General features: G+C 28.6%; 27 protein-coding genes and 1 pseudogene. 4 read left to right on the top strand and 24 right to left on the bottom strand.

Going from position 1 to position 26,023, the window contains the following annotated elements:
• Positions 1 to 3: 3 nt before the first annotated feature.
• The 15 genes and pseudogenes from HV819_RS02925 to HV819_RS02855 all read right to left on the bottom strand — a co-directional run bounded on the left by HV819_RS02925 (position 4) and on the right by HV819_RS02855 (position 14,401).
• Positions 4 to 1,014 carry a M50 family metallopeptidase gene (locus tag HV819_RS02925; protein ID WP_176269452.1) on the bottom strand — a complete coding sequence of 337 codons (1,011 nt, stop codon included), beginning with the start codon at positions 1,012 to 1,014 and terminating at the stop codon, positions 4 to 6.
• An 8-nt stretch (positions 1,015 to 1,022) separates the two neighbouring features.
• Entirely contained in the window at positions 1,023 to 1,799 is a 777-nt protein-coding gene (locus HV819_RS02920; protein WP_176269451.1) for a phosphatidate cytidylyltransferase, read from the bottom strand.
• Positions 1,786 to 2,523: pseudogene (locus tag HV819_RS02915) on the bottom strand (isoprenyl transferase); the annotation flags it as partial. The pseudogene HV819_RS02915 and the gene HV819_RS02920, both read right to left, overlap by 14 nt.
• A gap of 104 nt (positions 2,524 to 2,627) precedes the next feature.
• Positions 2,628 to 3,071 carry an Hsp20/alpha crystallin family protein gene (locus tag HV819_RS02910; RefSeq protein WP_176269449.1) on the bottom strand — a complete coding sequence of 148 codons (444 nt, stop codon included), beginning with the start codon at positions 3,069 to 3,071 and terminating at the stop codon, positions 2,628 to 2,630.
• Between the two features lie 574 nt (positions 3,072 to 3,645).
• Complete coding sequence (locus HV819_RS02905; RefSeq protein WP_235942756.1) at positions 3,646 to 4,122, bottom strand: response regulator transcription factor; 477 nt, start codon at positions 4,120 to 4,122, stop codon at positions 3,646 to 3,648.
• Positions 4,123 to 4,203: 81 nt separating this feature from the next.
• A complete protein-coding gene (locus HV819_RS02900) occupies positions 4,204 to 5,262 on the bottom strand; it encodes a histidine kinase (protein ID WP_235942755.1) in 1,059 nt (352 codons plus the stop codon).
• Positions 5,263 to 5,367: 105 nt separating this feature from the next.
• Positions 5,368 to 6,006 (bottom strand): hypothetical protein, encoded by a 639-nt coding sequence (locus tag HV819_RS02895; RefSeq protein ID WP_154539215.1) that lies wholly within the window; start codon positions 6,004 to 6,006, stop codon positions 5,368 to 5,370.
• Positions 6,003 to 6,716, bottom strand: coding sequence for a beta-carotene 15,15'-monooxygenase (locus tag HV819_RS02890; protein ID WP_154539217.1), 714 nt, complete (start codon positions 6,714 to 6,716; stop codon positions 6,003 to 6,005). Before HV819_RS02890 ends, HV819_RS02895 begins: the two co-directional genes overlap by 4 nt.
• Positions 6,713 to 7,375 carry an ABC transporter ATP-binding protein gene (locus HV819_RS02885; protein ID WP_154539219.1) on the bottom strand — a complete coding sequence of 221 codons (663 nt, stop codon included), beginning with the start codon at positions 7,373 to 7,375 and terminating at the stop codon, positions 6,713 to 6,715. The genes HV819_RS02890 and HV819_RS02885 overlap by 4 nt, the downstream gene beginning before the upstream one ends.
• An 806-nt stretch (positions 7,376 to 8,181) precedes the next feature.
• A complete protein-coding gene (locus HV819_RS02880) occupies positions 8,182 to 9,366 on the bottom strand; it encodes a GspE/PulE family protein (RefSeq protein ID WP_154539221.1) in 1,185 nt (394 codons plus the stop codon).
• Positions 9,366 to 10,895: a YifB family Mg chelatase-like AAA ATPase gene (locus tag HV819_RS02875; RefSeq protein WP_154539223.1), complete on the bottom strand. Its 1,530-nt coding sequence runs from the start codon at positions 10,893 to 10,895 to the stop codon at positions 9,366 to 9,368. Before HV819_RS02875 ends, HV819_RS02880 begins: the two co-directional genes overlap by 1 nt.
• A 1-nt stretch (position 10,896) precedes the next feature.
• On the bottom strand, positions 10,897 to 11,796 hold the full coding sequence (locus tag HV819_RS02870) for an RluA family pseudouridine synthase (RefSeq protein WP_154539225.1): 900 nt from the start codon (positions 11,794 to 11,796) through the stop codon (positions 10,897 to 10,899).
• Between the two features lie 82 nt (positions 11,797 to 11,878).
• Positions 11,879 to 12,988, bottom strand: a complete 1,110-nt coding sequence (gene mnmA, locus HV819_RS02865; RefSeq protein ID WP_154539227.1) for a tRNA 2-thiouridine(34) synthase MnmA — start codon at positions 12,986 to 12,988, stop codon at positions 11,879 to 11,881.
• Entirely contained in the window at positions 12,975 to 14,057 is a 1,083-nt protein-coding gene (locus HV819_RS02860; protein ID WP_154539229.1) for a cysteine desulfurase family protein, read from the bottom strand. The genes mnmA and HV819_RS02860 overlap by 14 nt, the downstream gene beginning before the upstream one ends.
• 47 nt (positions 14,058 to 14,104) lie before the next feature.
• Positions 14,105 to 14,401 carry a winged helix-turn-helix transcriptional regulator gene (locus HV819_RS02855; protein ID WP_176269447.1) on the bottom strand — a complete coding sequence of 99 codons (297 nt, stop codon included), beginning with the start codon at positions 14,399 to 14,401 and terminating at the stop codon, positions 14,105 to 14,107.
• A 113-nt stretch (positions 14,402 to 14,514) separates the two neighbouring features.
• On the opposite strand from HV819_RS02855, the gene HV819_RS02850 reads away from it, so the two are divergent.
• On the top strand, positions 14,515 to 14,946 hold the full coding sequence (locus HV819_RS02850) for a Dps family protein (protein WP_154539233.1): 432 nt from the start codon (positions 14,515 to 14,517) through the stop codon (positions 14,944 to 14,946).
• Between the two features lie 154 nt (positions 14,947 to 15,100).
• Here HV819_RS02850 and HV819_RS02845 read toward each other — a convergent pair whose 3' ends face one another.
• The 7 genes from HV819_RS02845 to HV819_RS02815 all read right to left on the bottom strand — a co-directional run bounded on the left by HV819_RS02845 (position 15,101) and on the right by HV819_RS02815 (position 20,324).
• The gene (locus tag HV819_RS02845; protein WP_154539235.1) at positions 15,101 to 15,319 is read right to left on the bottom strand and encodes a YdbC family protein; all 219 of its coding nucleotides are present in this window, start codon (positions 15,317 to 15,319) and stop codon (positions 15,101 to 15,103) included.
• Positions 15,320 to 15,328: 9 nt separating this feature from the next.
• Positions 15,329 to 15,766 carry a hypothetical protein gene (locus HV819_RS02840; RefSeq protein WP_154539237.1) on the bottom strand — a complete coding sequence of 146 codons (438 nt, stop codon included), beginning with the start codon at positions 15,764 to 15,766 and terminating at the stop codon, positions 15,329 to 15,331.
• Between the two features lie 181 nt (positions 15,767 to 15,947).
• Positions 15,948 to 16,436, bottom strand: coding sequence for a peptide-methionine (S)-S-oxide reductase MsrA (msrA, locus tag HV819_RS02835; protein ID WP_154539239.1), 489 nt, complete (start codon positions 16,434 to 16,436; stop codon positions 15,948 to 15,950).
• Positions 16,433 to 16,903, bottom strand: a complete 471-nt coding sequence (locus tag HV819_RS02830; RefSeq protein ID WP_154539241.1) for a threonine/serine exporter family protein — start codon at positions 16,901 to 16,903, stop codon at positions 16,433 to 16,435. The genes msrA and HV819_RS02830 overlap by 4 nt, the downstream gene beginning before the upstream one ends.
• Positions 16,904 to 16,912: 9 nt before the next feature.
• Positions 16,913 to 17,683: a threonine/serine exporter family protein gene (locus tag HV819_RS02825; protein ID WP_154539243.1), complete on the bottom strand. Its 771-nt coding sequence runs from the start codon at positions 17,681 to 17,683 to the stop codon at positions 16,913 to 16,915.
• A 65-nt stretch (positions 17,684 to 17,748) separates the two neighbouring features.
• A complete protein-coding gene (locus HV819_RS02820) occupies positions 17,749 to 18,507 on the bottom strand; it encodes a J domain-containing protein (RefSeq protein WP_154539245.1) in 759 nt (252 codons plus the stop codon).
• 47 nt (positions 18,508 to 18,554) lie between these two features.
• Positions 18,555 to 20,324: an ABC transporter ATP-binding protein gene (locus tag HV819_RS02815; RefSeq protein WP_176269446.1), complete on the bottom strand. Its 1,770-nt coding sequence runs from the start codon at positions 20,322 to 20,324 to the stop codon at positions 18,555 to 18,557.
• Positions 20,325 to 20,436: 112 nt separating this feature from the next.
• On the opposite strand from HV819_RS02815, the gene HV819_RS02810 reads away from it, so the two are divergent.
• Positions 20,437 to 21,279 carry a sulfide/dihydroorotate dehydrogenase-like FAD/NAD-binding protein gene (locus tag HV819_RS02810; protein ID WP_154539249.1) on the top strand — a complete coding sequence of 281 codons (843 nt, stop codon included), beginning with the start codon at positions 20,437 to 20,439 and terminating at the stop codon, positions 21,277 to 21,279.
• Positions 21,266 to 22,660 (top strand): NADPH-dependent glutamate synthase, encoded by a 1,395-nt coding sequence (gene gltA / locus HV819_RS02805; RefSeq protein ID WP_154539251.1) that lies wholly within the window; start codon positions 21,266 to 21,268, stop codon positions 22,658 to 22,660. Before HV819_RS02810 ends, gltA begins: the two co-directional genes overlap by 14 nt.
• Before the next feature lie 15 nt (positions 22,661 to 22,675).
• Here the strand turns inward: gltA and pdxR are convergent, their stop codons facing one another.
• Positions 22,676 to 24,070: a MocR-like pyridoxine biosynthesis transcription factor PdxR gene (gene pdxR / locus HV819_RS02800; RefSeq protein ID WP_154539253.1), complete on the bottom strand. Its 1,395-nt coding sequence runs from the start codon at positions 24,068 to 24,070 to the stop codon at positions 22,676 to 22,678.
• An 87-nt stretch (positions 24,071 to 24,157) separates the two neighbouring features.
• Between pdxR and pdxS the strand changes: the two genes are divergently transcribed.
• On the top strand, positions 24,158 to 25,009 hold the full coding sequence (gene pdxS / locus HV819_RS02795) for a pyridoxal 5'-phosphate synthase lyase subunit PdxS (protein WP_154539255.1): 852 nt from the start codon (positions 24,158 to 24,160) through the stop codon (positions 25,007 to 25,009).
• Positions 25,010 to 25,175: 166 nt separating this feature from the next.
• Here pdxS and HV819_RS02790 read toward each other — a convergent pair whose 3' ends face one another.
• Positions 25,176 to 26,012, bottom strand: a complete 837-nt coding sequence (locus HV819_RS02790) for an aldo/keto reductase (RefSeq protein WP_154539257.1) — start codon at positions 26,010 to 26,012, stop codon at positions 25,176 to 25,178.
• Positions 26,013 to 26,023: the final 11 nt, after the last annotated feature.

The following is a 26,023-nucleotide window of genomic DNA, read 5'->3' as shown; positions in this document are numbered from 1 at the left end:
CCTTTAAAATAAGTTTATAATGTCTTTTATTGTTACTATTAAAATTAAAGATAAAAGAAGGACAAATCCAACTATTGTTACTCTTTCTTCAAGTTTTTTATTGATTTTTTTCTTTGTTATCATTTCATATAGAGATGTAAATAACTTTGAGCCATCAAGAGCTGGAATAGGTAAAAGATTAAAAAATCCTAAATTTACTGATATATAGGCAAGAAAAAATAATATATTCATTAAACCTAAATTAACTTGCCTTCCCATTTCCTTAACAACTCCAACCGGACCTGAAAGGGCATTAAAAGAAAGTTTACCTGTAAAAAGATTTTTAAGTATTGAAAAAAGCATCCCTATCATTTGAAAAACTTGTTTTATACCAAGACCAATAGCTTCTATTAAAGATACATCTCTCGGTTTTGGTGTGATACCTAATAAAGGCATATCATTTTCAAATTTTGGATTGATTTTCTTTTCTATAATATCACCGTCTCTTTTAACCCTAACTGACACTTCCTTATCCTTAGAATTTGTCTTATAATAAGTAGTTAATATTTCTGATATATCTGAAAATTCATTTACTTTTATCCCTGCTATCCCTATAATCTCATCATTGATTTCAAGACTTTCTTTTGCCGGTGAATTTTCTGTAAATCCACCAATTGAATTTGAAGCTATACCAGTATTAAAAACTACAAAAGTAAAAATAAAAGCTGCAAATATCAGATTAATAAGAGGACCTGCAAGAATAGTTAAAAATCTTTTATAAGCTGGTGCCTTATCAAACGACCTCTCATCATCACTAGTATCATCTTCACCTTCCATAGCACAATAACCACCTATAGGTAATAAATTTATAGAATATAAGGTTTCTCCCTTTTGTTTAGAAAAAATTTTAGGTCCCATACCTATGGCAAATTCATTTACCTTTATCCCACTTTTCTTAGCAACAATAAAATGTCCAAATTCATGAATTAATATCAAAAATAAGAACATTATTATAGATATAATTATTGATTTCATCTTCTCTCCTATATAAGGGTAAATAAGAACATACAAGGGCTTATAAATAAAATAGAGTCAAATCTATCGAGTATGCCCCCATGTCCAGGAATTAAGTTACCATAATCCTTTATCCCACATTTTCTTTTTATAAATGAAGCTACCAAGTCACCTGTCTCAGAAAGGATTGCTGAAATTATGGTAAATAAAACGACCAATAAAAGACTTTGTTCGAAGCCTATTATTTTTATATAAATTAAATTCAATAAAATAGCTCCAAATACTCCACCAATAAAACCTTCTAAAGTCTTATTAGGAGATATTTTCTCAATTGCCTTAATTTTAGTTTTTCCAATACTTACTCCAAAAATAAAGGCAAAAGTATCAGAACCCCAAGCTATAACATATAGCATATATAGATATCTAACATCCCTTATACGAATTGCATTTGACATAAATATAGATATATAGGTAACTACAAAAAGAAGGGCAAAAAAATCTTGCATCTTAAACTTTTTGTTAAATATCATAAATACAAATATAGATATAAGAATGGCAATAATACCTACTATAAATATATTAGGATCTCCAAAATAGGCGTTTACCATAAAAAATGCATTAATTATTAGAGCAAATCTTTTTGGAACATTATAGTCTATATTTCTTAATGCTTGTATAAGCTCATATACTGCTATAGATGAAAAAATAGTAAAGCCTACAGCAAAGTATGGTCTTCCAAAATATGTTATAAGAATTAAGCAAATTAAAATTAACCCCCCTCCAAAAAGTCTTTTAGCTAGGTTCATTCAATCCTCCAAATCTCCTATCACGTCCTAAATAAGAATCAATAGCCTCATCTAAGTCTTTGTATTTAAAATCAGGCCATAGAGTTTTTGTAAAATAAAATTCTGTATAGGCAAGCTGATATATTAAGAAATTTGAAATTCTTAAGTCTCCACCTGTTCTTATTAAAAGATCAGGATCTGGCATGTTTTTAGTATAAAGATAAGATGAAATAGTATTTTCATCTATATTATTAAAATCTAAACCATCCTTAGCCATATCTTTAAAAGCCTTAACTAGTTCACTTCTTCCACCATAGTTTATTGCCATATTTAAAACAAGACTTTTGTTATTTTCTGTGAGTTTACACACATCAAGACAGGACTTTATAGTTTTATCTGGCAATTTAGATATATCTCCAATAATATTTAATTTTACATCATTTTCCATTAGCAAATTTGTTTTATCTTTTATAAATTTTGCTAATAATTTCATTAAATAATTAACTTCAATTTTAGGTCTTTTCCAATTTTCTGTAGAAAAGGCATATAAGGTGAGGTATTTTATACCCCTTTTTTTTGCATAAAGTGCTATATCTACAACATTTTCTGAGCCTTCTTTATGTCCTAAAGATCTTGAAAGTGATCGTTTTTCAGCCCACCTTCCATTTCCATCAAGAATTATGGCCAAATGCTCAAGTTTTTTCTTATCTTTCATCAAGTCCTCTTCCCTTTTTTTATTTCTTACTTTAAATTATACCATAAATGTATTCTAAAAAATGGCATAAAAAAATGCAGGTATTAGCCTGCACTTTTATGAGTATGTTTAAAATTATTAAAATATTAAATAAATTATTTTATTTCAATAGTTTTTTTAGATTTGTCTTTATTTAATTTAGGAAGTTTAATTTCTAGAAGTCCATCACTAAGATTTGCTTCAATATTTTCAGAATCTATATTTTCAAAATGCATTGTTCTTGTCATCTTAGATGATCTTCTTTCCCTATGGATATATTTTTCCTCATTATTAGAATCATCTTTTTCTTCTGTTTTCTCTGCACTAAGTGTTAACCTATCATCATCAAGTTCAATGTTTATATCATCTTTTGTAAATCCTGGCATTTCAGCTATAACTTTATATGATTCATCATCCTCTTTTATATCTACCTTAAAAGTAGTATTATTTACCAAAGATGATCTTCTATCATTTCCATTAAAGAATGAATCAATCATATTATAGAAGTCATTAAAATTATTGTCTAAAAAACCATAGTCATATTTCTTTAAATTTGCCATATTGTCCTCCATCAAATTATTTTTCCATATTGTTTAGCAGTCATACATCTCAACTGCTAATATTAATATACTATGAAGGTCAGAGAAAGTCAAATTTAAATTTAAAAAAACGCAATTATTGGAAATTACGTTTTTACAAAAGATAAAAGCATATCTAATATGACTGTGATAAACATTTATTCCTAGAAAAATTGATACTATATTATAAAAATCTTTCCATAATTCCATAAGCTATTACCATATTAACTAATATCGTTTATTAAAATTAGAGCCTTATATAAATTCTAAAAGATCTTACCAACTTGCTCATTTATAACAATTAACGGTGATATATAGTAAACTAACAGCTTAAAAATCCATCTCATAGCTGATTATTATATAGTCTAATTTAGGATATCAATTAAGATACGATTTTCCAGTAGTTTTTTCGATATGCTTTATTATTTAAATACTTATCTCCTTCTTTTTCCATTAATAGATTGAAGATTTTGCTTAAGATAGACTTGAAAATTTTATTATCAACTGATTACTTAATTATGTATTAATATCTTCTTAATTAATTGTAAAATGATTTTTACATAACTGGATTAATGTATCCAATTTCCATTGCTTTATTATAAGCTTCAACTATATTCTTGGCTCTCAACTTATCATAGATATTAGCTATATGATTATAAAGAGTTCTCTCGCTTATGAATAACTTCTTTGCAATCTCCTTTTTACTTTCTCCTTTTATTAACTCTTTTAATACTTCAATCTCACGTTTTGTTAGAGGATCAGCTATATATTTGTCTATTATCTTATAGTTTCCTTTATATACATTTTTGATTCTTTCTAATAGTTCGTGGGTTTCTACAGACTTATTTATAAAATCTTTTACTCCTAACTTAAAGGCCATATCCTTGTAATTATCTAAATCATAAGATGTTAAAACTATTATCTTTTGTTTGGGGTTATCAGCTAGCAAATCTTTAATTAAATCAAGACCAGTCTTATCATCTTTTAGATTTATGTCAATTAAGAAAATATCATAAGTTTCTTTTTTTATCATTTTTAGAAACTCTTGAGCTTTTGATACATAACATCTTGCTCTTCTAAAAGCATCTTAAGGGACTCCCCAAATATTTTATGGTCATCTAACAAAATAATTTTCATCTCTTTCCACCTCCAAGGAAACTTTAGTTGTAAGTATATCCTTATTTAATCCATAAGAAATATTTCCTGAATTTGAATCTATTAATAGATTAAGAAGCAAAACTCCTCTTTTTGATTCCCTAATTTTATTAAAATCAACAAGACTTGCACCATCACTTTCCATCTCTATATAAACAAAATTTTCTTTTTTATAGAGCTCATAAGATAAATATTTCGCATCGGAATGCTTATATACATTATTTATAAGTTCCTTTGATATTATTGAAATCAACCTAATTAATCTTTTATCTTCTGTTATTTCACTATTGATAAGTTTAGTAATTCCAATAATTTTATCTGGATATAGGGACCTTACATTATCAAATATGGCTAAAAGAGATGTTTCTAAATTTGCCTTTTCAAATAAAGAAGACTGGTAGAACTTCATTATATTTCTTGTTTTCTTCTCAAGTTCTCTTAGAATGTTTTTAGTGTATTCTATATCAGGATTTTTTGAAGACAAATAATTTTTACTTGCATATATATCTTGGATAATATCATCATGGATAATCATTGCAAATTCATCTCTTTCACTCGCCATATAGTCTGACAGGTAATAAAGTTTGAAAGTTTTCTCAAAAGCTAATTCTTTTTCCTTTAAAAATAAGATAAAGAAAAATTCTGTAATAAGGAAAATTATTTGGATAAATATATTTATCATTACCGTATCTATATCAAATAAATAAATCACCACAAAAATAAAAAATACAAGTCCAATAGTAAATATTTGGGTGGATTTTCTAGATATAGGCAAGATATTTATATATTTTACATTATCTAAAATTATGTATCTTTTAATAAATAGGCTTGTTGAGATAAGACTTATAAGAAAAAAGGCAAGCTTATAAGGTAAATCATTTATTAGAATCAAACCCAAAGGCAAAAGTGACGAAAAAATTACCAAAACAGAAAATCTTTGAGGTATTTTTTTATTTGAAATTTCTGTGTATATAAGTCCATATAAAGTAAAAACTAAAATAAGTGAAACTGCATTCAAAATCGGGCCTTCTTTTACTAACATCTTGTTTTTAAAAAGAAGACCCCAAAATAAAATTATCATTAAATGGCTGATCACAATTTTTTCTAATTTCTTATACATATCTCAATAGTAGCTAACTACAATCCTTTCTTTATTGATATTTATACCCAAAAATACTATTATTGATCCTAAAATCAAAAGCTTAGTCATCAAGTAGCAAAGCAAGGAATTTGTAAAATTATATACTAGGACAGAAGATATCATGACTACTAAGGATAGTCCTATCAAGCGAATTTGGAGAGAATTTACTTTATTCATGTTTATAGTACCAAGTATTATCAAGACGATTATTAGACTGTAAAGAAAACTTGATACAATCAAATTTAAAATAATAATTAAGCTAATCTCAAGTTTTAGTAAATTTAATATTAAGCTTGGAAGAACTATAATTAATGTTCCTAAATAGATACTAAACAAATATTTGGCTAGAATTTTTTTCATAGAAAATCCATTTGCAAGTAAAAATTCAAGCTTTTTGCTAATTTTATCTGCTACCAAGGTATTTTTAGCGAGTTCTATTCCAAAAATCAGGAAAAGTATTACAATCCCATCAATTTTAATTATATCTATAATATTGTTTATTTCTTGGCTTCCTTCATCAGTAAAAAACAGAGCCATAAAGGAGCAGATAAGTGCCATAATCGACATTAATACGGCATTTTTATCTAAAAGCTTTCCTAGATCATCAATAACTAATTTCATGACCATGACCCTTCTTTATTAATTACAGATTCATTGTTTATCTTGCTTAAATCTTTCATGGACGAGATTGCAAAAATTAATCCCAATCCTAGATTTATCCCTAATATTATATAGATAAGGTTTAGATTATATTTTTCTATTAAAGAGAGAATCTTCTCTGAAAATGTGCCTATCATGTAAATTAAAATTGTTGTTCCAAAGAAAACTATATTTTTGAAAAACTTAAAGTTTTTTTGGGATAAACTTATAATATTAAAAAATAGTATTTCAAAATATGTCATTCCTATCATTGTCACAAATATACCCACAATCCACTTAAATTCGATTTGAAAGTCTACTAGGACATAAGTTAGAAAAAACAACATAAAGGGAACAATGGAAGATAGTCTCCACATTTCTACCCCATAGGCTTTAATCACATCTTTTATATCTACTCCTGATGCTAGAATAAATTCTATACGTTTATTTAATTTATCCTTGACTGTTAAATTGACAACCATAGAATTAGACATAATTAGTGAAATTCCAAGCATTAGTACATATAGCATTAATATAATATAATCATTTCCTCTTGAATCAAAGATCCCCTTATATAGTAAAAAAATAAAGCCAAGGGAAATCAAAGTAAATAATAATAAATTTAAAATAAAATCCCTGTCTTTACTTAAATAGTAGCGACAAGCCCTATTAATATTCATCTTATTTTTCATTTTCTACCTTCCTCTATAAATAAATCTTCTAAGCTTTCTCCCTTTATTTCGTCTATATTCTTCGAAAAAAGTAGCTCTCCTGATTTTATCATGGAAACCTTATCTGCTACTTTTTCAATTTCTGACAGGTCATGACTAGTAATTACTATGGTCTTACCTTCATCCTTTAGTAATTTTATGAGCTTTCTTATCTCAACTCTTGATATTGGATCTACTCCGCTAGTAACCTCATCTAAAAATATTATCTCTCTATTCATCATTACAATAATTAGTAAAGACAATTTCCTCTTCATACCTTTAGAATATGTAGAAACATTTCTACCCAGATCATTTGTAATTTCTAACAAGTCAGAATATTTTTGATAATTATCTAGACCATATCCAAAATATAATCCATATATCTTAATATTTTCAAGTCCTGTCTTATCCTCATACAAATAGTCATTTTCAAGAAGCATTGTATGATTTCCCTTAACTTTAACTTCTCCATCATCTTTGTCATATAGTCCAGTTAGTATTCTTAAAAGAGAAGTTTTCCCAGAACCATTAGGACCTACTATTGCATGGACTGTATTTGCCTCAATTTCTATAGAAAAATCATTAAATAACTTTTTACTTTTGAAATTTTTGCTCATATTTTTAACTTCAATTATATTCATATAAATAGTCTCCTAAACTTATAATTTAATTTATTATTAAACTACCCACAATTTTTAACATTAGGAACTCAGTCTTTCATCTGATAAAAAATTATACTTATTATTTATATTTGTAATGACTTTATTTAATTTTTTAAAATCTCTCATAGTTTTTAATAAGAGCTTATAATAATTTTTTAATATCTTTATATCTGAGACTACATAAATAAGATTTTAAATCTAATTTTTGTAAAATAAAAGTCTTCTATTTATCAGAAGAAAGCTACAAATTCAACAATTCCATCAAATTCAATGAGAGTTGGTACTAAAAATAAACATACAGAACGAACATAGCTTAGAACCATTTCCCATTGCTACTATTTCAGGTTTCATATTTTCACCACCTTGTAGTCTTATTTTATTTCATCCTAAAGTTAAATACATGAGTAAATACTGCAAACTTTATAAAAAATAGTAAATAGTGCTACATTTTTTCTAAAAAAACATCTGAAAACTACTATTTCCAATGTATTTCAGAACTTTTACAAATTAAAAGTATAATAGTTGATATATTAATATAGTATGAAAATTAGAAAATATTAAATTTAAACTAAAAAAACGCAAGTATTGAAACTTACGTTTTACAAAAGATAAAAATATATCAAATATGACTATAATAGACATTTATTACTATAAGATTAATACTATATTATAAAAATCTTCTTATAATTTCACCAAACCTTACCCATATTAACTAATATAGTTTAATATTATGCTATCAAAACTTATATAATAATTTTCACCCTTTTTGATTAATATAATTTTCTTTAATCAATATAATATATGGAATCAAAAACTTCACTGAAACTTGTAACTCCATCCAGAACTTTCCTAAGACCATTGTAAGTCATAGACTTGAAATCCTTAATCTTGTACAACCTATCAAGTTCATTTTTACTATAGTCTTTATTTTCTAAAAGAAGCTTCTTATAATCATCATCAAATACCAATACCTCTTCTACTGCCTCCCTTCCTAAATATCCGTCATTACATTTATTGCAACCGCATGCATCATAAACTTCTTGATCTTTTTTAATATCAAAATATCTTTTTAACAAATTATATTCACTTATAGTTATCTTTCTTTTTATCTTGCAATCACAAAGTTTCCTTACGAGCCTTTGCCCTGCTAAGATTGAAACAGATTGACCTATAAGATAGTCTTCAATTCCCAAGTCTCTAAGCCTCGCTATCGATGATATGGCATCAGTCGTATGAAGAGTTGAAAGCACTAAATGACCTGTAATTGCCGCCCTTATAGCCATTTTCGCTGTTTCTTGATCTCTTATCTCACCTATCATTATTATGTCTGGGTCTTGTCTTAAAATAGATCTTAGGGCATTTGCAAAGCTAAAATCTATCTTGTTATTCACAGATATTTGATTTATTCCCATAACATTTATTTCGACTGGATTTTCTATTGTAACTATATTTACACTATCATCATTTAAATGATTAAGAAGTGAATATAAAGAAGTTGACTTACCAGAACCTGTGGGACCTGTAAAAATAATCATACCCGACTTATTTTTTATGGCTTTTTGTAATATATTTTTTGAATTTTCACTAAAGCCTAAAAGGTTGGAAGATTTTTTAAAATAATCTAGAGAAAGAATTCTTAAAACTAATTTCTCACCAACTATAGTATTTAAGGATGATATTCTAAAATCTATATGGGGAAACCTATCAAGCTTTAAATACCCATCTTGAGGTCTTCTCTTTTCAGCTATATCAAGCTTTGAAGAAAGCTTTATTCTTGTTATAAGCTTCTTATATTCTTCATATGTCATCTCGGTTATATTTATAAGCTTCCCATCTACCCTAAACCTAATTCTAGCAAAAGTCTTATCCATAGGTTCTATATGAATATCTGATGAATTATATTTAAGAGCTTTTTTTATAAGATCATTTATATAAAGGTCAATATTAATATTTATTAAATTATTATCCATTAGACACTCCAATACTTACCATCAAGTGACCTATACCTTATGGCTTCTAATAAGTGCTTATCTAAAATCATGTCAGAATTTTCAAGGTCAGCAATTGTCCTTGCCATCTTAATTATTTTATTATAGCTTCTTACTGAAAAATTATATTTGTTAAAGGCCATTTGTCCTATTTTTTCTAATTTATCATCTAATTTTATATATTTTTTCATAAGTCTAGTATTTAAGGCTCCATTTGTAGATATGGACTCATTTTTATACCTTTCTTCTTGAATTAATCTTGCCCTTTGGACTTCAAACTTCATCTCTTTTGATGATTTAGTCTTCATATTATCTTTTAATTCTTCATATTTTACAGGCTTAATTTCAATATGTATATCAATCCTATCAAGGATTGGAGATGATAATTTTGATAAATATCTTCTAATTTCATTGTGACTACATGTACATTCTTTTAAAGGATTTCCATAGTTTCCACAAGGACATGGATTCATTGCTGCTATCAAAATAAAATCTGCAGGATATTTTATACTAGCCATTGACCTTGATATGTTTATCTCTCTATTTTCTAAAGGTTCTCTTAAGGCCTCAATAGTTTTTTTTGAAAATTCTGGAAATTCATCTAAAAATAATACTCCCTTGTGAGCAAGTGTTATCTCTCCTGCCTTTGGTATATTTGCCCCTCCACCTATTAAAGAAACTTCACTTGCAGAGTGATGAGGGGACCTAAAAGGTCTTTTATTTATAAGCTTTCCTTCATCCAATAGTCCCATTACAGAATATATTTTTGTAACTTCTACTTTTTCTTCAAAGTCCATATCAGGTAATATTGACGGTAAATGTTTTGCAGAGAAAGTTTTTCCACTTCCTGGAGCACCTATCATCAATAAATTATGATCTCCAGCTGCTGATATTTGCAAAGCTCTTTTTAAAGAATCTTGCCCCTTTATATCTGAAAAATCATAGTCATACTTATCTTCTTCAATATTATCATTTAATCTAGCTTTATATGGATTTTTTTCTACTTCACCATTAAGATAAGTAACCAGACTTTCTATATTAATAAATGGATAAGTATTACAATCTTTAATAATTGAACATTCATCCTTATTTCCATCAGAAATAATAAAATTTTTAAATCCTTTTTCTCTCATAGATATAAGCATAGCAAGTGCTCCTCTTATAGGAAGGATTCTTCCATCTAAAGAAAGTTCCCCTATAAAGATAAAGTCGTTTCTCTCTTTTTTTATTACTCCCATACTTCTTAAAAGAGATACTGCTATGGGAAGGTCTAATTGGGTACCTTCTTTTTTTATATCTGCAGGAGATAAATTTATAGTAATCCTACCTTGGGGAAATTTATAACCTGAGTTAATTAAGGCTACCCTTATTCTGTCCTTAGATTCTTTTATAGATGAGTCTGGTAAACCTACGATATTGAAGGCAGGTAACCCTGATGTGATATCGCTTTCTACTTCTATAGCCTTACCTTCAAGGCCAAGAAGACTTACAGTATTAATTTTTGAATACATGCTAATCTCCTAATTTTAAAACTTTTTGATATTTCTTAAAATCGTCATGAACCTCTGTTTCAAAGATTTTATATTCTCCGCTTTGATCAACAAAACCAAGTTTATGGCAATGTAATAATTGGTGCTCTAAATTAAACTTATGCCCCACATTTCCATAAACAGGATCTCCTAAAATAGGATGATTTATATAGGTCATATGGACTCTTATCTGATGAGTCCTTCCTGTTAGAATTTTTACCTTAACTAGAGAAAAACCATTAGCTTCTTTTATAACCTCATACTTACTTATAGCCTTTCTTCCACTTGGTCTAACTGCCATTTTTCTCCTATTATTAGGGTCCCTGTCAATAAAGGTTTCAATTGTATCTTTTTTATTGTCAAAAATCCCATGACATATGGCAAAATATTCCTTATCTACTTTCCTCTTTTCAAATAAGTCTTTAAAATATTTATATGATTTATTATTTTTGGCTATAAGCATTAAACCTGTAGTATCCTTATCAAGTCTGTGAACTATACCAGGTCTATCATCTCCACCAATATGAGACAGATTGTCATAACCAAACTTCTCTAATAAGCCATTAACTAGGGTTGCTGTTACTATAGAGCCTGCAGGATGGACCATTACATTCTCGTCTTTATCAATAATTGCATAATCCTCATTTTCATAGATGATTTTTATGTCCATCTTCTCCGGCCTTATTTCTGGCTTTTTAAATAATTCATCTGATATATTTATCATATCTCCAAGTTCAAGTTTATAACTCGGCTTTACTTTTTTCTCATCCACCAGGATTTTCTTATCCTTTATAAAATCTTTTACTTTTTCTCTTGGGATTTCTTCAAATTTATTTGATATGTATTTGTCTATTCTAATATTTTCATCTGCTAGTATATTCATATATAAATTATAGCATTTTAAGACTTTTTGTCCAAAGTTAAGATATTTAAATAAATAAAAAAGAGCAAGCAAACTTACTCTTTTAAACTTTCAATCTTTTATCATCATTGTAAACTTCATCTATTATGCATGAACCAAGACAAATATCATTATCGTAAAATACAGCAGCTTGACCTGGAGTTACAGCCTTTGTCTTATCATATTTTATTTCAACCCTACCATCCTCTAAGATTTTTACCCTAGATTTTATATCTTTTTGCCTATACCTAAACTTACATGTACAATCAAATTCTTTAGCAAAGCCCTTAGATGACAAACTTGAAAGTAAAGATCCGATTAGCCTATTTGAAAACAATCTCTCATTATTCTTTCCTTGACATACTATAAGTTCATTTTTTTCTAAGTCCTTACCACAAACAAACCACGCTTCTCCTTCACCACCTATGCCTAGACCTCTTCTTTGACCTATGGTGTGATACATTAGTCCATAATGTTCTCCCATAACATTTCCATCTATATCTACAATTTTGCCTTTCTTAGCAGGAAGATAGTTTGATAAAAACTCATTAAAATTTCTCTCGCCTATAAAGCAAATTCCTGTTGAATCCTTTTTATCTGCTGTAGCAAGATTATTTTCCTTGGCTATTTTTCTTACTTCTTTCTTTTCAAGTTCTCCTATTGGAAAAAGAACGTCTTTTATTTGATCTTGGGATAGTTGAGATAAAAAGTAAGTTTGGTCTTTATTTTTATCAACTCCCCTTAGCATTTTAACTTCTTCTCCATCTCTTTCAACTCTTGCATAGTGACCTGTAGCAAGATAGTCTGCTCCTAAATCTTTGGCATAATCAAGAAAGGCTCTAAACTTAATTTCCTTATTACACATTATATCAGGGTTAGGAGTTCTTCCTTTTTTATACTCATCTAGAAAATATGAAAAAACTCTATCATAATATTCTTTTTCAAAATTTATAGAATAATATGGAATACCTATCTGATTACATACCTTAACTGCATCCTCATAGTCAACCTCTGCAGTACAAACCCCATTTTCATCTTCTTCATCCCAATTTTTCATAAATATTCCAGTTACATCGTAACCTTCTTGCTTTAAAAGTAAGGCTGCAACTGATGAGTCAACACCACCACTTACGCCAACTACCACCTTTATATCCTTCTTATCAGTTTTCTCCATCTATACCCCTAACCTTTTTAAGAATTTCAAATGTATAATCTATATCTTCTTTTGTATTTGTAAAACCAAAAGAAAATCTTACTGAATGCATGGCCCTATCTTCATTATACATTGCCTTAATTACATTGCTTGCTTCTATACTTCCTGCTCTACAAGCAGAACCAACTGATATACATACACCATGCATATCTAAAAATGTTAACAAAAATTCATTTTTAACATAAGGAAAATATAAGTTTAGTATGTGATTTGACGAATTATCTAGGCTTCCATTTATTTCGAAAATAAAGTTAGATTCTTTTAATTTCTCTACAAAATAAGTCTTTAATTCTTTTATTTTCCCTCTTTCTTTTATGGTTTTTTCTATAGATTCTGCCATAGAATAAGCTCCCATCACAAAACTTGTTCCAGCACGCCTATTCTTTTCTTGCTCTCCTCCTCTTATAAGAGGTTTTATACTTTTATTAGCATAAAGTATTCCAAATGAGTTGATACCGCCTATCTTATGCCCTGAAAGAGAAAGAGAGTTACAAGCTAGTTCATTAACATCTATGTCTATATGTCCATAAGCTTGAACACAGTCGATATGAAAGAAAACATCTCTTTCTTTTAGATACTTCCCTATTTCTTTAACAGGCTCAATGGAGCCTACTTCATTGTTGACAAACATCAAAGATACAAGCTTGACATCGCTTGTCATCTTTTCTTTTAAATCATCAAGTGTAAAAAATCCATCCTTATCCACATCTAAATAAATAGTCTTATCCTTATTAACAGCATTTAAGATAGAATCGTGTTCTATCTTAGATGTTATAATTAAATCATCTTTAAAATTAGATAAGATTGTGTTATTAGACTCCGAAGCAGAAGATGTAAAAATTATATCATTGCTATCTGCTTTGATAGACTTTGCAATCTTTCTTCTTGAGTCCTCTAGGATTTTTTTAGCTTTTCTTCCATATGTATGAAGAGAATCTGGATTCCCATCAAAATTTTCCTTATTTTTTAAAATATATTCTAGTATTTCATTTCTTTTTATTGAAGTTGCAGCATAATCAAAATAAATCATAATATCACCTAAGCTGTATTATACTTTAAAATCTCTTAATTTAAATCTTAATCCCTTTTTAAATACTTGTCAGATATGTCATAAATATGACCAAAAACATGGTCTACATCAAAGCCAAATTGAGTAAGCTTATACGCCTTATCTTTATCGTCTCTTTTTATGACTCCATAGTCTAATAAAAGTTTTATCTTCCTACTTAACTCTGTATGAGAAATATAAGATATAGAATCTAGACTTTTTTTATAATTATTATTACCTATTCCTATAGAATGAATTATTTCAGGCACCCATCTTTTGCTAAATAAATCTTCAATAAGCTCTAAACCTTTACTATATTCTTTCATAAATCTCCTATTTTTAACTAACATATTTGTTCCTTGTTGAATATATTTTATTATAATATAATCATACTATAATTAAAATGATTCTAAAAATCAAATTAAAAAAGGAGTATATAATGAATAAAAAATTGGATATATATTTAGCAAACATAATGGTTGAAAACATAAAACTACACCATCTTCATTGGAATATAGTAGGCAAAAGTTTTGTTAGAGTACACGAATACTTTGAAAGCCAATATAATGCATTTTTTGAAAGATATGATGAAATTGCAGAAATTCAAAAAATGCAAGGTTACTATCCAAACGCAGACCTAAAATCATATCTTAATCTTACAACAATTGATGAAATTTCAAAATCTGAAGATATAGAAATTAGAAAAGCTTTAGAAATTTATCTAGAAGATTTAAATAAATTTAAAGAACTTGCTCTAGAAATAAGAAAAGAAGCAGATAAAAATGATGATTTTCAAATAACTAATACTATGGAAGAGCACATTGAAGCTTATAATAAAGAAATTTGGTTTATAAAAGCGAGTTTAAAATAAAAATTTAGAGGCTGATGCAAAATGAATTAATAGTTCCAAAATCATTACAATGACAATTTGGCCTCCATGAGCTGGCAGGCTATTTTCAAACTGTCTATTAGTCGCTTGTAATGATGAAATGATAGAAGTTCATAATTTCGCAACAGCCTCTTTTTTACTTGAATTCATCAATTAATACTTCTTTTAGCACTTCAGCTTCTTCTTTTGTTAAGGTAATACCCTTGCTCATCCTTGTATGATCCTCATTCCAGTCTCTAATATCATATTTTGGATCTCTTTCATTCCATGAAACAAGGTTTAATTCTTTTGTCCAACCCTTAGCATTTGTGGAAAGTACACCTAAATTTTCAACTATATCATATTTAATTGCCATAATCTTCTCCTAACTTTTATAGTAATTTTTTGGAAGAGAACCCAATAACATATATTCAATATCATTTGCAGCCCCCTCTATTTTTTTAATTCTTCTTTCTATTTTAGTTTTTAATATCTTAATTTCATCATCATCTAACTTTTTAATATCTTCAATTTCTTTTAAGAAACTTGCAATAGATGGGTCATTTGGATTGTAAGAAAAATTATCTAATTTATTTTTATCAAATTTATAAACAAAATCAAAAAGCCTATCTTTAGACAAGTAAATATAAGAATCCATAAATATCCTATCGCTTGAACTTTTGGAATCATAAGATTTTTGACTAAGTTTATTGTAACCTGTAATTGAAAAGTTAAGCTCAAAAAACGCCTTAACTAATCGAACCTTTAAATCCATTAATTTTATTTGATTTTGAGTTAAATTATTTCTATTGATATAATCCATACTATCCTTTCTTTTTAGAATAATATCACAAAAAATATTCTAGTACAAGCATTGTATGGTAAAGTTTTTAAAAAGCAAAATTTCTTTGTATATTATTATATATTAAGTATTAGAAAGATATTTAATAAAAATTTCAAAAGATTTATTTTAAGCAAACTTTGGAAAAAATAAAGGACCTAGATTAGTCTAGATCCGGTTTATCTAATAAATCAATATGGCAATATCCTCTAGGATTTTTTTCTAAATAATCTTGGTGATAGTCTTCAGCTACTACAAAGTTTAAAAGTTTATCTACTTCAACCATTATTTTTCTATCTTCATTTTTTTGCTTTTCTTCTAAAAATTTCTTAGCAAATGATAAATTTAATTCATCATCAGCATAGATACCTGTCCTATATTGACGTCCTACATCATTACCTTGTTTATTTATAGAAAATGGATCTATAATGTAATAAAAATAGTCAAGTATTCTTTTAAGTGTTTTTTCATCTCCATCAAATTGAACGGCTACAGTTTCAGCATGGTCTGTTTGTTTTAAATCTTCATAACTTGTTTTTTCAGTATTTCCATTAGCATAACCTACTTTAGTATTTTTAACTCCCTTAATGTCCTTAAAATATGCTTCAACTCCCCAAAAACATCCACCTGCTAAATATATTATTTTTTTCATTTTTTCTTTCTCCAATCATATTTTTTACTTGGTTTTCTAAATTTAAAACCCATGAGTGACTTAGATATAGATGACGCTAATAAAATCCCAAATGAAATTGCACTTGCTGTTACAAGTGTTTCAAATAGATTTGTGAAAGCTAAGGACTTTTGGTTATCTACAAAATAAAATAAGGTGTTATATATTCCCTTTCCTGGAACTAAGTTTATTATGCCCGGAATTATAAATAATATAGCAGGCATGTGAAAAACTCTTGCAAATATCTCTCCAAGAATACCTGTAACATAAGCTCCAAGTAATATTGGAAGAAAAACCCCTCCTATTAAATCTCCTGCTATGTTATAGATTAAAAATCCTATTGCACCAGCTAGTGCTGAGAATTTAATAGCTCTTTTTGGGGATGAAAATAACATAGCAAATCCTACTGATGAAATATAAGAAAAGATAAATCCTAAAAATAAGTGCATATTTCCCCCTTAAAAAATCGTCATTGGTACTGCAACACCTATAGCCAAGGCTAAGGATACAAATAAACTCATAGTTATTCCAACAAGTCCACTTGTAGAATCTCCACTCATTAAATCTCTTATTGAATTAGTTAAGGTAAATCCAGGAACATAAGGCATCATTGAAGATACTATAACATTTGCCGAATTAAATCCTACAACAAACTTACCTATTATAATAGTTAAGATTGAAACTAAAAGCCCTGCAATGAAATTTTCTATAAAATAACCGAACATTTTCTTTTCTACTCCTATAAAGAGGATATAAGTTATTAAAGAAACTATAAAGGTTACAGGTAAGTCTATAAAATTAGGATTCTTGCTATTAACTAAAATAGGGAAGGCCGTTGATGCAAGAACAGCTCCTATAATATTTATATATTTTTTAATTTTTGATGAATCCCTAATCTTATCTAATTCATATAGAGCTTGATCAAGACTGTATTCATGGTTACAAAAATTTCTAGAAAAAGTATTAACTTTATCAACCAAGATAAGATTATTACCCCTATTTTTTACACGCTTAACATTTGCATAGGTTTTACCATCCACATTAAATGAGTACATCATAGCATTGAAGGTTGCGAATACATCTATATCTCTTGCATCATAAAAAGATCTTATAATTCTTTCTACAGTATCCTCAACCCTATAAATTTCCGCTCCATTTTTAAGCATCATAGCTCCTGCTCTTGACGAAATTTCTAAAAGTTTATTTATATCATCTTCATTATGTTTCATATTAGTTTCCTTTTCTAATATAAAAAACTTTCCTCAAAAAAATAAGGAAAGTTTTAGATATAGTCCTACATATTTTTATACTTTTTAATATTTTCTTGAGATAAGAAATTATAAGCTTCATTAATTTTTTGAAACTTTTCTGTGGCATTTGGATCATCACTTACATCTGGGTGGTATTTTTTTGCAAGCTTTCTATAGGCGAGTTTTATTTCATACTGATCTGCATTAGGATTAACCCCTAAAATAGAACAATAATTTTCATACTTTTCCTTAAAGCCTAAATCATTTACAAAGGCACCCTTATATCCATTATTATTCCTATATCCACTGTAGCCTTCATTAGAATCATAGCCTGTAAAGCTAAATCCTTTGAAAAATTCTTCAAATCTTTTATTGAATTCTTCTTGTTGTCTTTGTCTTTCTTCTTCAGCTTTTCTTCTTCTTTCTCTTTCTTTTTCCATCCTATACTTATTAGCATAATCAGATATATTATCAAAACCCTTTTTATCTCCAGTAATAAGGCTATCCGCCTTATCATACATCCACTCTATTAGGGTATAGTTTCCATACCTTAAAAGTGAAATAAAGGACTTTCCTAAAAAGGGAACTACTGCTATAAGTAAGATTAAAAACACAAGCTCAGATGGCAAGGCTATGAAAAATATCGGAAATATAAAAATAACCGAACAACCTATTAGCATAAGAACTTGGCCTAATCCTTCAAAAATCATAACTATAGCATTTAATATATTAATTAATAAATTAAATATTGAATTTAATGCACAAGCTATACTATGGATGAATTTTCCAAATATAATTTTCAATTTTTTCTCTCCTATTATTTGATTATACCAAGTTATAATTTCAATGTCTAACCAAATAAATCTTCGTTATTAGAATTATAAAGCTTATAATATACACCTTTTTTATCTAAGAGTTCATGGTGGCTTCCTCTTTCAGCTATACCATCTTCTGTTAATACAATAATTGAATCTGCGTTAATAATTGTGGAAAGTCTATGAGCTATTGTAAGAGTAGTCCTTCCCTTGGTTAGCTTTTCAAGAGATTCTTGAACTATTGCCTCGCTTGTGTTATCAAGCGATGATGTAGCCTCATCTAGGATTAATATTGGCGGATTTTTCAAAAATACCCTTGCTATTGATATCCTTTGTTTTTGACCTCCTGAAAGCTTGACTCCTCTTTCACCAATATAGGTATCAAAACCATATGGAAGATCCATAATAAAGTCGTAGGCTCCTGCTAGCTTACTAGCTTCAATTATTTCTTCATCTGTGGTGTTTTCCTTACCATATTCAATGTTTTCTCTTATGGTTCCCCCAAATAGGTAAACATCTTGTTGAACTATACCGATATTATTTCTTAAAGATTCTAAAGTTAAATTATTAATGTTTATTCCATCTACTCTAATTTCACCTTTATTTACTTCATAAAATCTTGGTATAAGCTTAGTTATTGTTGACTTACCAGCACCAGATGGACCTACTAAGGCAATATTTTCTCCTACATTTATATTAAAGGATATATTATCTAATATCCAAGGATCATCTTCAGCTTGATCTGGATACTTAAAAAACACCTTATCAAATACAATGCTACCTTTAACATTTTTAAGCTCTTTCGCATCTTCTCTATCAAAAATATCACTTCTAAGATTCATAACCTCATTAAATCTTTCTATACCAGTTATACCTTTTTGGTATTGATCAGTAAACTCCACAAGTCTATTTACTGTAGCAATAATAGTATTAAGGTATAAAACAAATGCAACCAAGTCACCTGGGCTCATGCTTTTTTTGATAACAAAATATCCCCCGACTACGATCAAAACTCCATACATAAGTCCTGCAAATAATTGATTAATCAAATTATAGCTTGCCATGTTGTAGTATTTTACCTTTTTAATATCTACAAACTTATCATTTCCTTTTTTAAATTTCTTCTTTTCAAGTTCTTCATTAGCAAAAGATTTTACAACATCAATTCCTAAAAGAGTATCCTCAATCGAAGCATTAATTTCGCCTATTTGTTTTTTCTCACTTTTTACAGATTTTGAAAAGGCTCTTCTTTTAATCCTCGCTGCATAAACCATAATCGGAATTATTATATATATCAAAAGTGTAAGTTGTATGTTTATAGTCATTAAAACAATAAATGATATACTTAATTTTATAAAACCTATAAAAAATTCCTCTGGACAGTGGTGAGAAAATTCAGTTATATCAAATAGGTCTGTAGTCATCCTACTCATTAGCTGACCTATCTTTGTTTCATTAAAAAAGGCTGTTGACATAGTCATAAAATGTTTAAATATATCAGCCCTCATGTCCTTTTCTATATGAGCTCCCATAATATGTCCATATGATTGCATAAAATACCTACCTGCTACTTCAACTAATTTTGTCAAAATATAAAGTAATGTTAATTTTATAATAATATCAAAAGTTAAACTAGAGTTTGATGCATTGTCTGTCAATATTGATAAAAGTATAGGAAGCAAAAGTTCACATACAGTTGTCAAAAATGCAGAAAACAAATCTTTAGCAAGTATATCCTTATAGTTTTTATAATAAGGAATAAACTTTTTGATTAATTCTTTATCAGAATATGTTCTATTTTCCATTTCTCCTCCTTATCATAGATATTATACTATTTTACTATATAATATTAAGTAATTCACTTGATTTTTTTTGATATATTGTTAAAATATTAATGAGAAACATATAGGAGGAAACATGGCAAGGATAATTGAAAAAACAAACCTTAATAATTCAACCATTAAGTTTGTTGTAAATTCTCCAGATATTGCTAAAAGAGCAAAACCTGGTCAATTTATAATTTTAAGAATAGATGAAAAGGGTGAGAGAGTTCCCTTTACTATTTCTGAAACCGATGATGAAAATGTTACAATTATCGTTCAAATTGTTGGTGGAACTACCATTAGGATGAATGAATTAAAGGCAGGAGATGGATTCTTAGATTTTGTAGGTCCTTTAGGAAAACCAACTGAACTTGATCAATATAAGGGTAAAAACGTGTGTGTAGTCGGTGGAGGACTTGGAACAGCTATAGCTTATCCTCAAACAAAATACTTACATAGAATAGGTGCCCATACTGATGTAATAATGGGCTTTAAAAACAAAGACATAATTATACTTGAAGATGAACTAAAAAAATCTTCTGATAATCTATATATTACAACAGATGATGGTTCTTATGGAAAACAAGGATTTGTTACAGAAGTTTTAAAAGAAAATATAGAAAATGGAAAAAAATATGATTTAGTCTTGGCAATAGGTCCAATGATTATGATGAAAAATACAGCTCTTGTAACAAAAGAATATGATATACCAACTATAGTATCTTTAAACTCAATTATGGTTGATGGTACTGGTATGTGTGGATGCTGTAGGGTAACTGTAGGTGGTCAAATGAAATTTGCTTGTGTAGATGGACCTGATTTTAATGCCTTTGAAGTGGACTTTGATGAAGCTATGAATAGGGGTCGTAATTACCAACAAGAAGAAAGAGAACACATTTGTAGACTAACAGGAGATATAAGAAATGGCAAAATTTAATATGAGTAAAACTAAGGTTCCTATGCCTGAACAAAATCCAAGTGTTAGAAATAAAAACTTTGAGGAAGTAGCCTTAGGTTATGATTTAGAAATGGCTCAAGAAGAAGCTCAAAGATGTGTTCAATGTAAAAACAAACCTTGTGTAGGTGGTTGTCCAGTATCTGTAAGAATACCAGAATTTATCCATCAAGTTGTTGAAGGTAATCTTGATAAGGCTTATGAAATAATAGCAAGTACAAATAACCTTCCTGCCATATGTGGAAGAGTATGTCCTCAAGAAAATCAATGTGAAGGTGTTTGTACTAGGGCTAAAAACGGAGAAGCGGTAGCAATAGGTAGACTCGAAAGATTTGTAGCAGATTATCATATGAATAAAGATTATAATAAACCTGTTGAAGTTACAGGACAAAATAAAAAAGTCGCTGTAGTAGGAAGTGGTCCTTCAGGACTTTCTTGTGCAGCAGATCTTGCTAAACTTGGATATAAGGTTACTTTATTTGAAGCTTTTCACACTGCTGGTGGAGTATTAATGTATGGTATACCTGAATTTAGGCTACCAAAAACCCTTGTTCAAAAAGAACTTAAAAATGTAATTGGTCTTGGAGTTAAGCTTCAAAGAAATACTATAATAGGAAGAACAAAAGAGATAAATGAACTTTTTGAAGAAGGATATGAGGCAGTTTATATATCAACAGGTGCAGGACTTCCAAAATTTTTAGGAATTGAGGGTGAAAACTTAAATGGAGTTTACTCTGCAAATGAGTTTTTAACTAGGATGAACCTAATGAAGGCATATAAATTCCCAGAATATGACACACCAGTTCACATAGGTAAGAAAGTATGTGTTGTAGGTGGTGGTAACGTAGCAATGGATGCTGCAAGAAGTGCTAAAAGAATGGGTGCTGATGTAACTGTTGTTTACAGAAGATCATTTGAAGAGATGCCTGCAAGAGCTGAAGAAAGTCACCACGCCAAAGAAGAAGGAATAAACTTTATGAACCTTCACAATCCTGTCGAAATAGAAGGAGAAAATGGTTGGGTTAAGAAAGTTAAACTTGAAATAATGGAATTAGGAGAAGAAGATAAGTCTGGAAGAAGAAGACCAATACCTACTGGAAAATATGAAGAAGTAGACTTCGATTCTGTAATAATTTCAATAGGTCAATCCCCTAACCCACTTATCAAACAAACCAATGATGATATAGAAACCGAATCTTGGGGTGGAATTATAATAGATGATTCAACAATGACAACAAAAGATGGTGTATTTGCAGGAGGAGATGCAGTAAGTGGTGCTGCAACAGTAATCCTTGCTATGGGAGCTGGTAAAAAAGCTGCTGAAAATATTGATAAATACATCAAAAACAAAGAGAATAAATAATTTAAAAGAATAGGTTTAGGTCCTATTCTTTTTTGATTTTGAAATTATATCTTTTATAATTTCAAATCCTTCCATAATTTCTTTTTCGCTCAAATTGGCAAAACCTAATATAAAAAAACAATCTAGGCTAAATTTTTTATTAAATAAAAACCTACTTAAAGGTATTATCCTTATGGAATTTTTTTCTAGTAAGGACATAAATTTACCAATATCGACAGACTCGTCTATTTCAATGGGAAGTATAAGTGAATTTGGTTTTGAAATAAATTTAATTTCATTAATTTCTCCAATTTTTCTTACTATTAATTCGAATTTCTTATAGTAAATATTTTTCATCCTATTTATATGTTTTTCAAATTCACCACTTTCTATAAATGATGCTAGGGCCTTTTGTAAAAAGTTGGAAACTGTATTTGATAAATCTTTAAAATTTTCTTCATATTTTTTAAGTAACTTATCAGGTAAAACCATATAAGAAATTCTTAAAGATGGGGCTAGAAGCTTTGAAAAAGATCCAAAGTATATAACATCAGAGTTTTTGTCCATAGACTTTAAACTTTCTATAGGAAAACCTCTAAATTTAAACTCACAATCATAGTCATCTTCAATTATATATCTATTTTCAGACTTTGAAGCCCAATTAAGTAACTCCACTCTTCTTTGAATAGACATAACTGTACCCATAGGAAATTGATGAAATGGGGTTACAAAAACGCAAATTGACTTAAAGTCTGATATCTTATCTATCCTTACCCCATCCTTATCCATATCAAGAGGAATTGGATTTTCTAAATCAAAGGTGAAAAACTTATTACCAAAAGCATAACCTGGATTTTCAAAGGCATAAAGACTTTGGTCATTTAAAAGCATTTTCACTAGGGTAAATAAGTGTTCTGTTGATGATGATATAATGATATTTGAATAAGATATATCTATATTCCTTGCACTTTTAAGATAAGTTGATATAGCAGCCCTTAAAGGTTTATATCCCTTAAAAGATCCCTTATCTAAAATTTTAATATCTTTTTTATCGATAGCTTCTTTCATGTATTTTTGCATAATCTTATAAGGAAAGTTTTCATAATCTACCCCACTTATACCAAAATCATACTTATAAACTTTTATATAATCACTTTCTTTAAAATTTTCTCTCTTATCTAAGACAATTAAATCATCAATTTTTTTTACATAAAAGCCACTCTTATCCTCTGCTTCAACATAACCTTCTTCTTCTAATTTATAATAAGCTTTTTTTATTGTATTAACAGAAACATTTATGTCCTTTGATAAATTTCTAATAGAAGGAAGCTTGTCATATGCCATAATATCCCCATTAATAATCTTCTCTTTTAAAGCTTTATATATCTTCTCATATAGGAAAGATTCATCATTTTTTAAATTTAAATACATCTGTACCTCTTTATTTTCTATATATTGTTGCTTTTATTAGTTACAGTTTAACATATAATTATAGGTAATTAAAGAAAGGAGAAAATTATGACTAGTAAAAATTTAAATGAAAGATATAAAAAAAGAGTAATAATGGACGTAATGAATGTTGAACAAGCAAAAATTGCAGAAAATTCAGGTGCAAGTGCTGTAATGGCTCTTGAAAGAGTTCCTGCAGATATACGTGTAGCTGGTGGTGTATCTAGGATGAGTGATCCTAAGATGATTGAAGAAATTATGAAAGCTGTCAAAATTCCAGTTATGGCGAAAGTAAGAATTGGGCACTTTGTTGAAGCTCAAATTCTTGAAGCTCTAGGAGTTGACTATATAGATGAGTCAGAAGTTTTAACAGTAGCAGATGACTATAACCATATTGATAAAACAAAGTTCAAAACTCCTTTTGTTTGTGGAGCAAGAAACATATCAGAAGCCTTAAGGAGAATTTCAGAAGGTGCTTCTATGATTAGAACAAAAGGAGAAGCAGGAACTGGTAATATAGTTCAAGCTGTAAGACACTTGAGAGAAATAAATAGAGAAATTGAAAGAATCTCAGTTCTTAATGATGATGAAATCTATTCTTATGCAAAAGACTTGGCAGTAGATGTTAATCTATTAAGATATGTAAGAGAACATAAAGAACTTCCTGTAGCAAATCTTTCTGCTGGTGGAGTTGCAACACCTGCTGATGCTGCCCTCATGATGCAATTAGGTGCATATGGCGTTTTTGTAGGAAGTGGTATTTTTAAATCTGGAAATCCAGAAAAGAGAGCAAAAGCTATAGTAAAAGCTGTAGAAAACTATGATAATCCCGAGATAATTCTTGAGATTTCAAAAGATTTGGGAGAAGCCATGGTTGGAATAAATGAAAATGAAATAAAAGAAATCTATGAAATGAGATAAATTTAAATCATAAATAATCCGAAAACTACTGCTATTATAAACTTAAAGTGTTTTTGAGGTTAAAAAAGGATCTGTGAATTGTTTACAGATCCAAATAACCTTTTTTTAAAAACTTTTAATTAATAAATATTCAACTAAAACAAGTGAATTTAAACAATTTATCAACTTATTTAGTTAGTAGCTCTTTAAGCCAAATTTCATCTTCAGGATCATTAGAATATCTTTTTTGGATATCCAATGATTTAATAGCCTTTATATCATCATCACTAAGTTCAAAATCAAATATATCTATATTTTCTTTTATCCTTGCAGGATGAGATGATTTTGGTATAACCATGGTTCCTCTTTCTATATGCCAACGCAAAACTATTTGGGCAGGTGTTTTATTATATTTATTAGAAAGATTCTTTATTACATCTTCTTCCAAAAGATTAGATCTTCCCCTAGCAAGAGGTGACCATGCCTGGTGGACAATTTTATTTTCTTTTAAAAACTCAAGCGTTTTAGAGTTTTGAAAATGAGGGCTTGATTCTAGTTGATCAAGAACTGGAGCTTCTCCTATTTTTAAAAGCTCTTTTAGTTGCTTTATTTCAAAATTACATACTCCAATAGATTTTACAATACCTTGCCTTTTATATTCTTCAAAAACCTTCCAAGCCTTATCATAATCCTTACCATACCAATGTAATAAAATAATATCTATATAATCTGTCTGCAAATTTTCAAGTGATTCATCTATAGATTTTTTTGTTAAGTCTTCTCCAAAATATGTTGGCCAAACCTTTGTTACAAGTTGATATTCTTCTCTTTTCTTATTGGAGTTTTTAAGCTCAGCCCCTATTATATCTTCATTATCATAAAATTTGGCTGTATCTATATATTCATAGCCAGACTCAAAGGCAGCTTCTATAACATTTGCCATCACTTTTCTTTCTGTTATTTTGTAAGTTCCTAAACCTATTTGAGGTATCTTTTTATTATCATTTAACTTAATATACTTCATATAAACCTCCT

The sequence above is a fragment of the Anaerococcus faecalis genome, assembly GCF_013371425.1.
In the GTDB taxonomy this organism is placed as follows: domain Bacteria; phylum Bacillota; class Clostridia; order Tissierellales; family Peptoniphilaceae; genus Anaerococcus; species Anaerococcus porci.
This window is presented reverse-complemented; position numbering and strand designations above follow the sequence as displayed.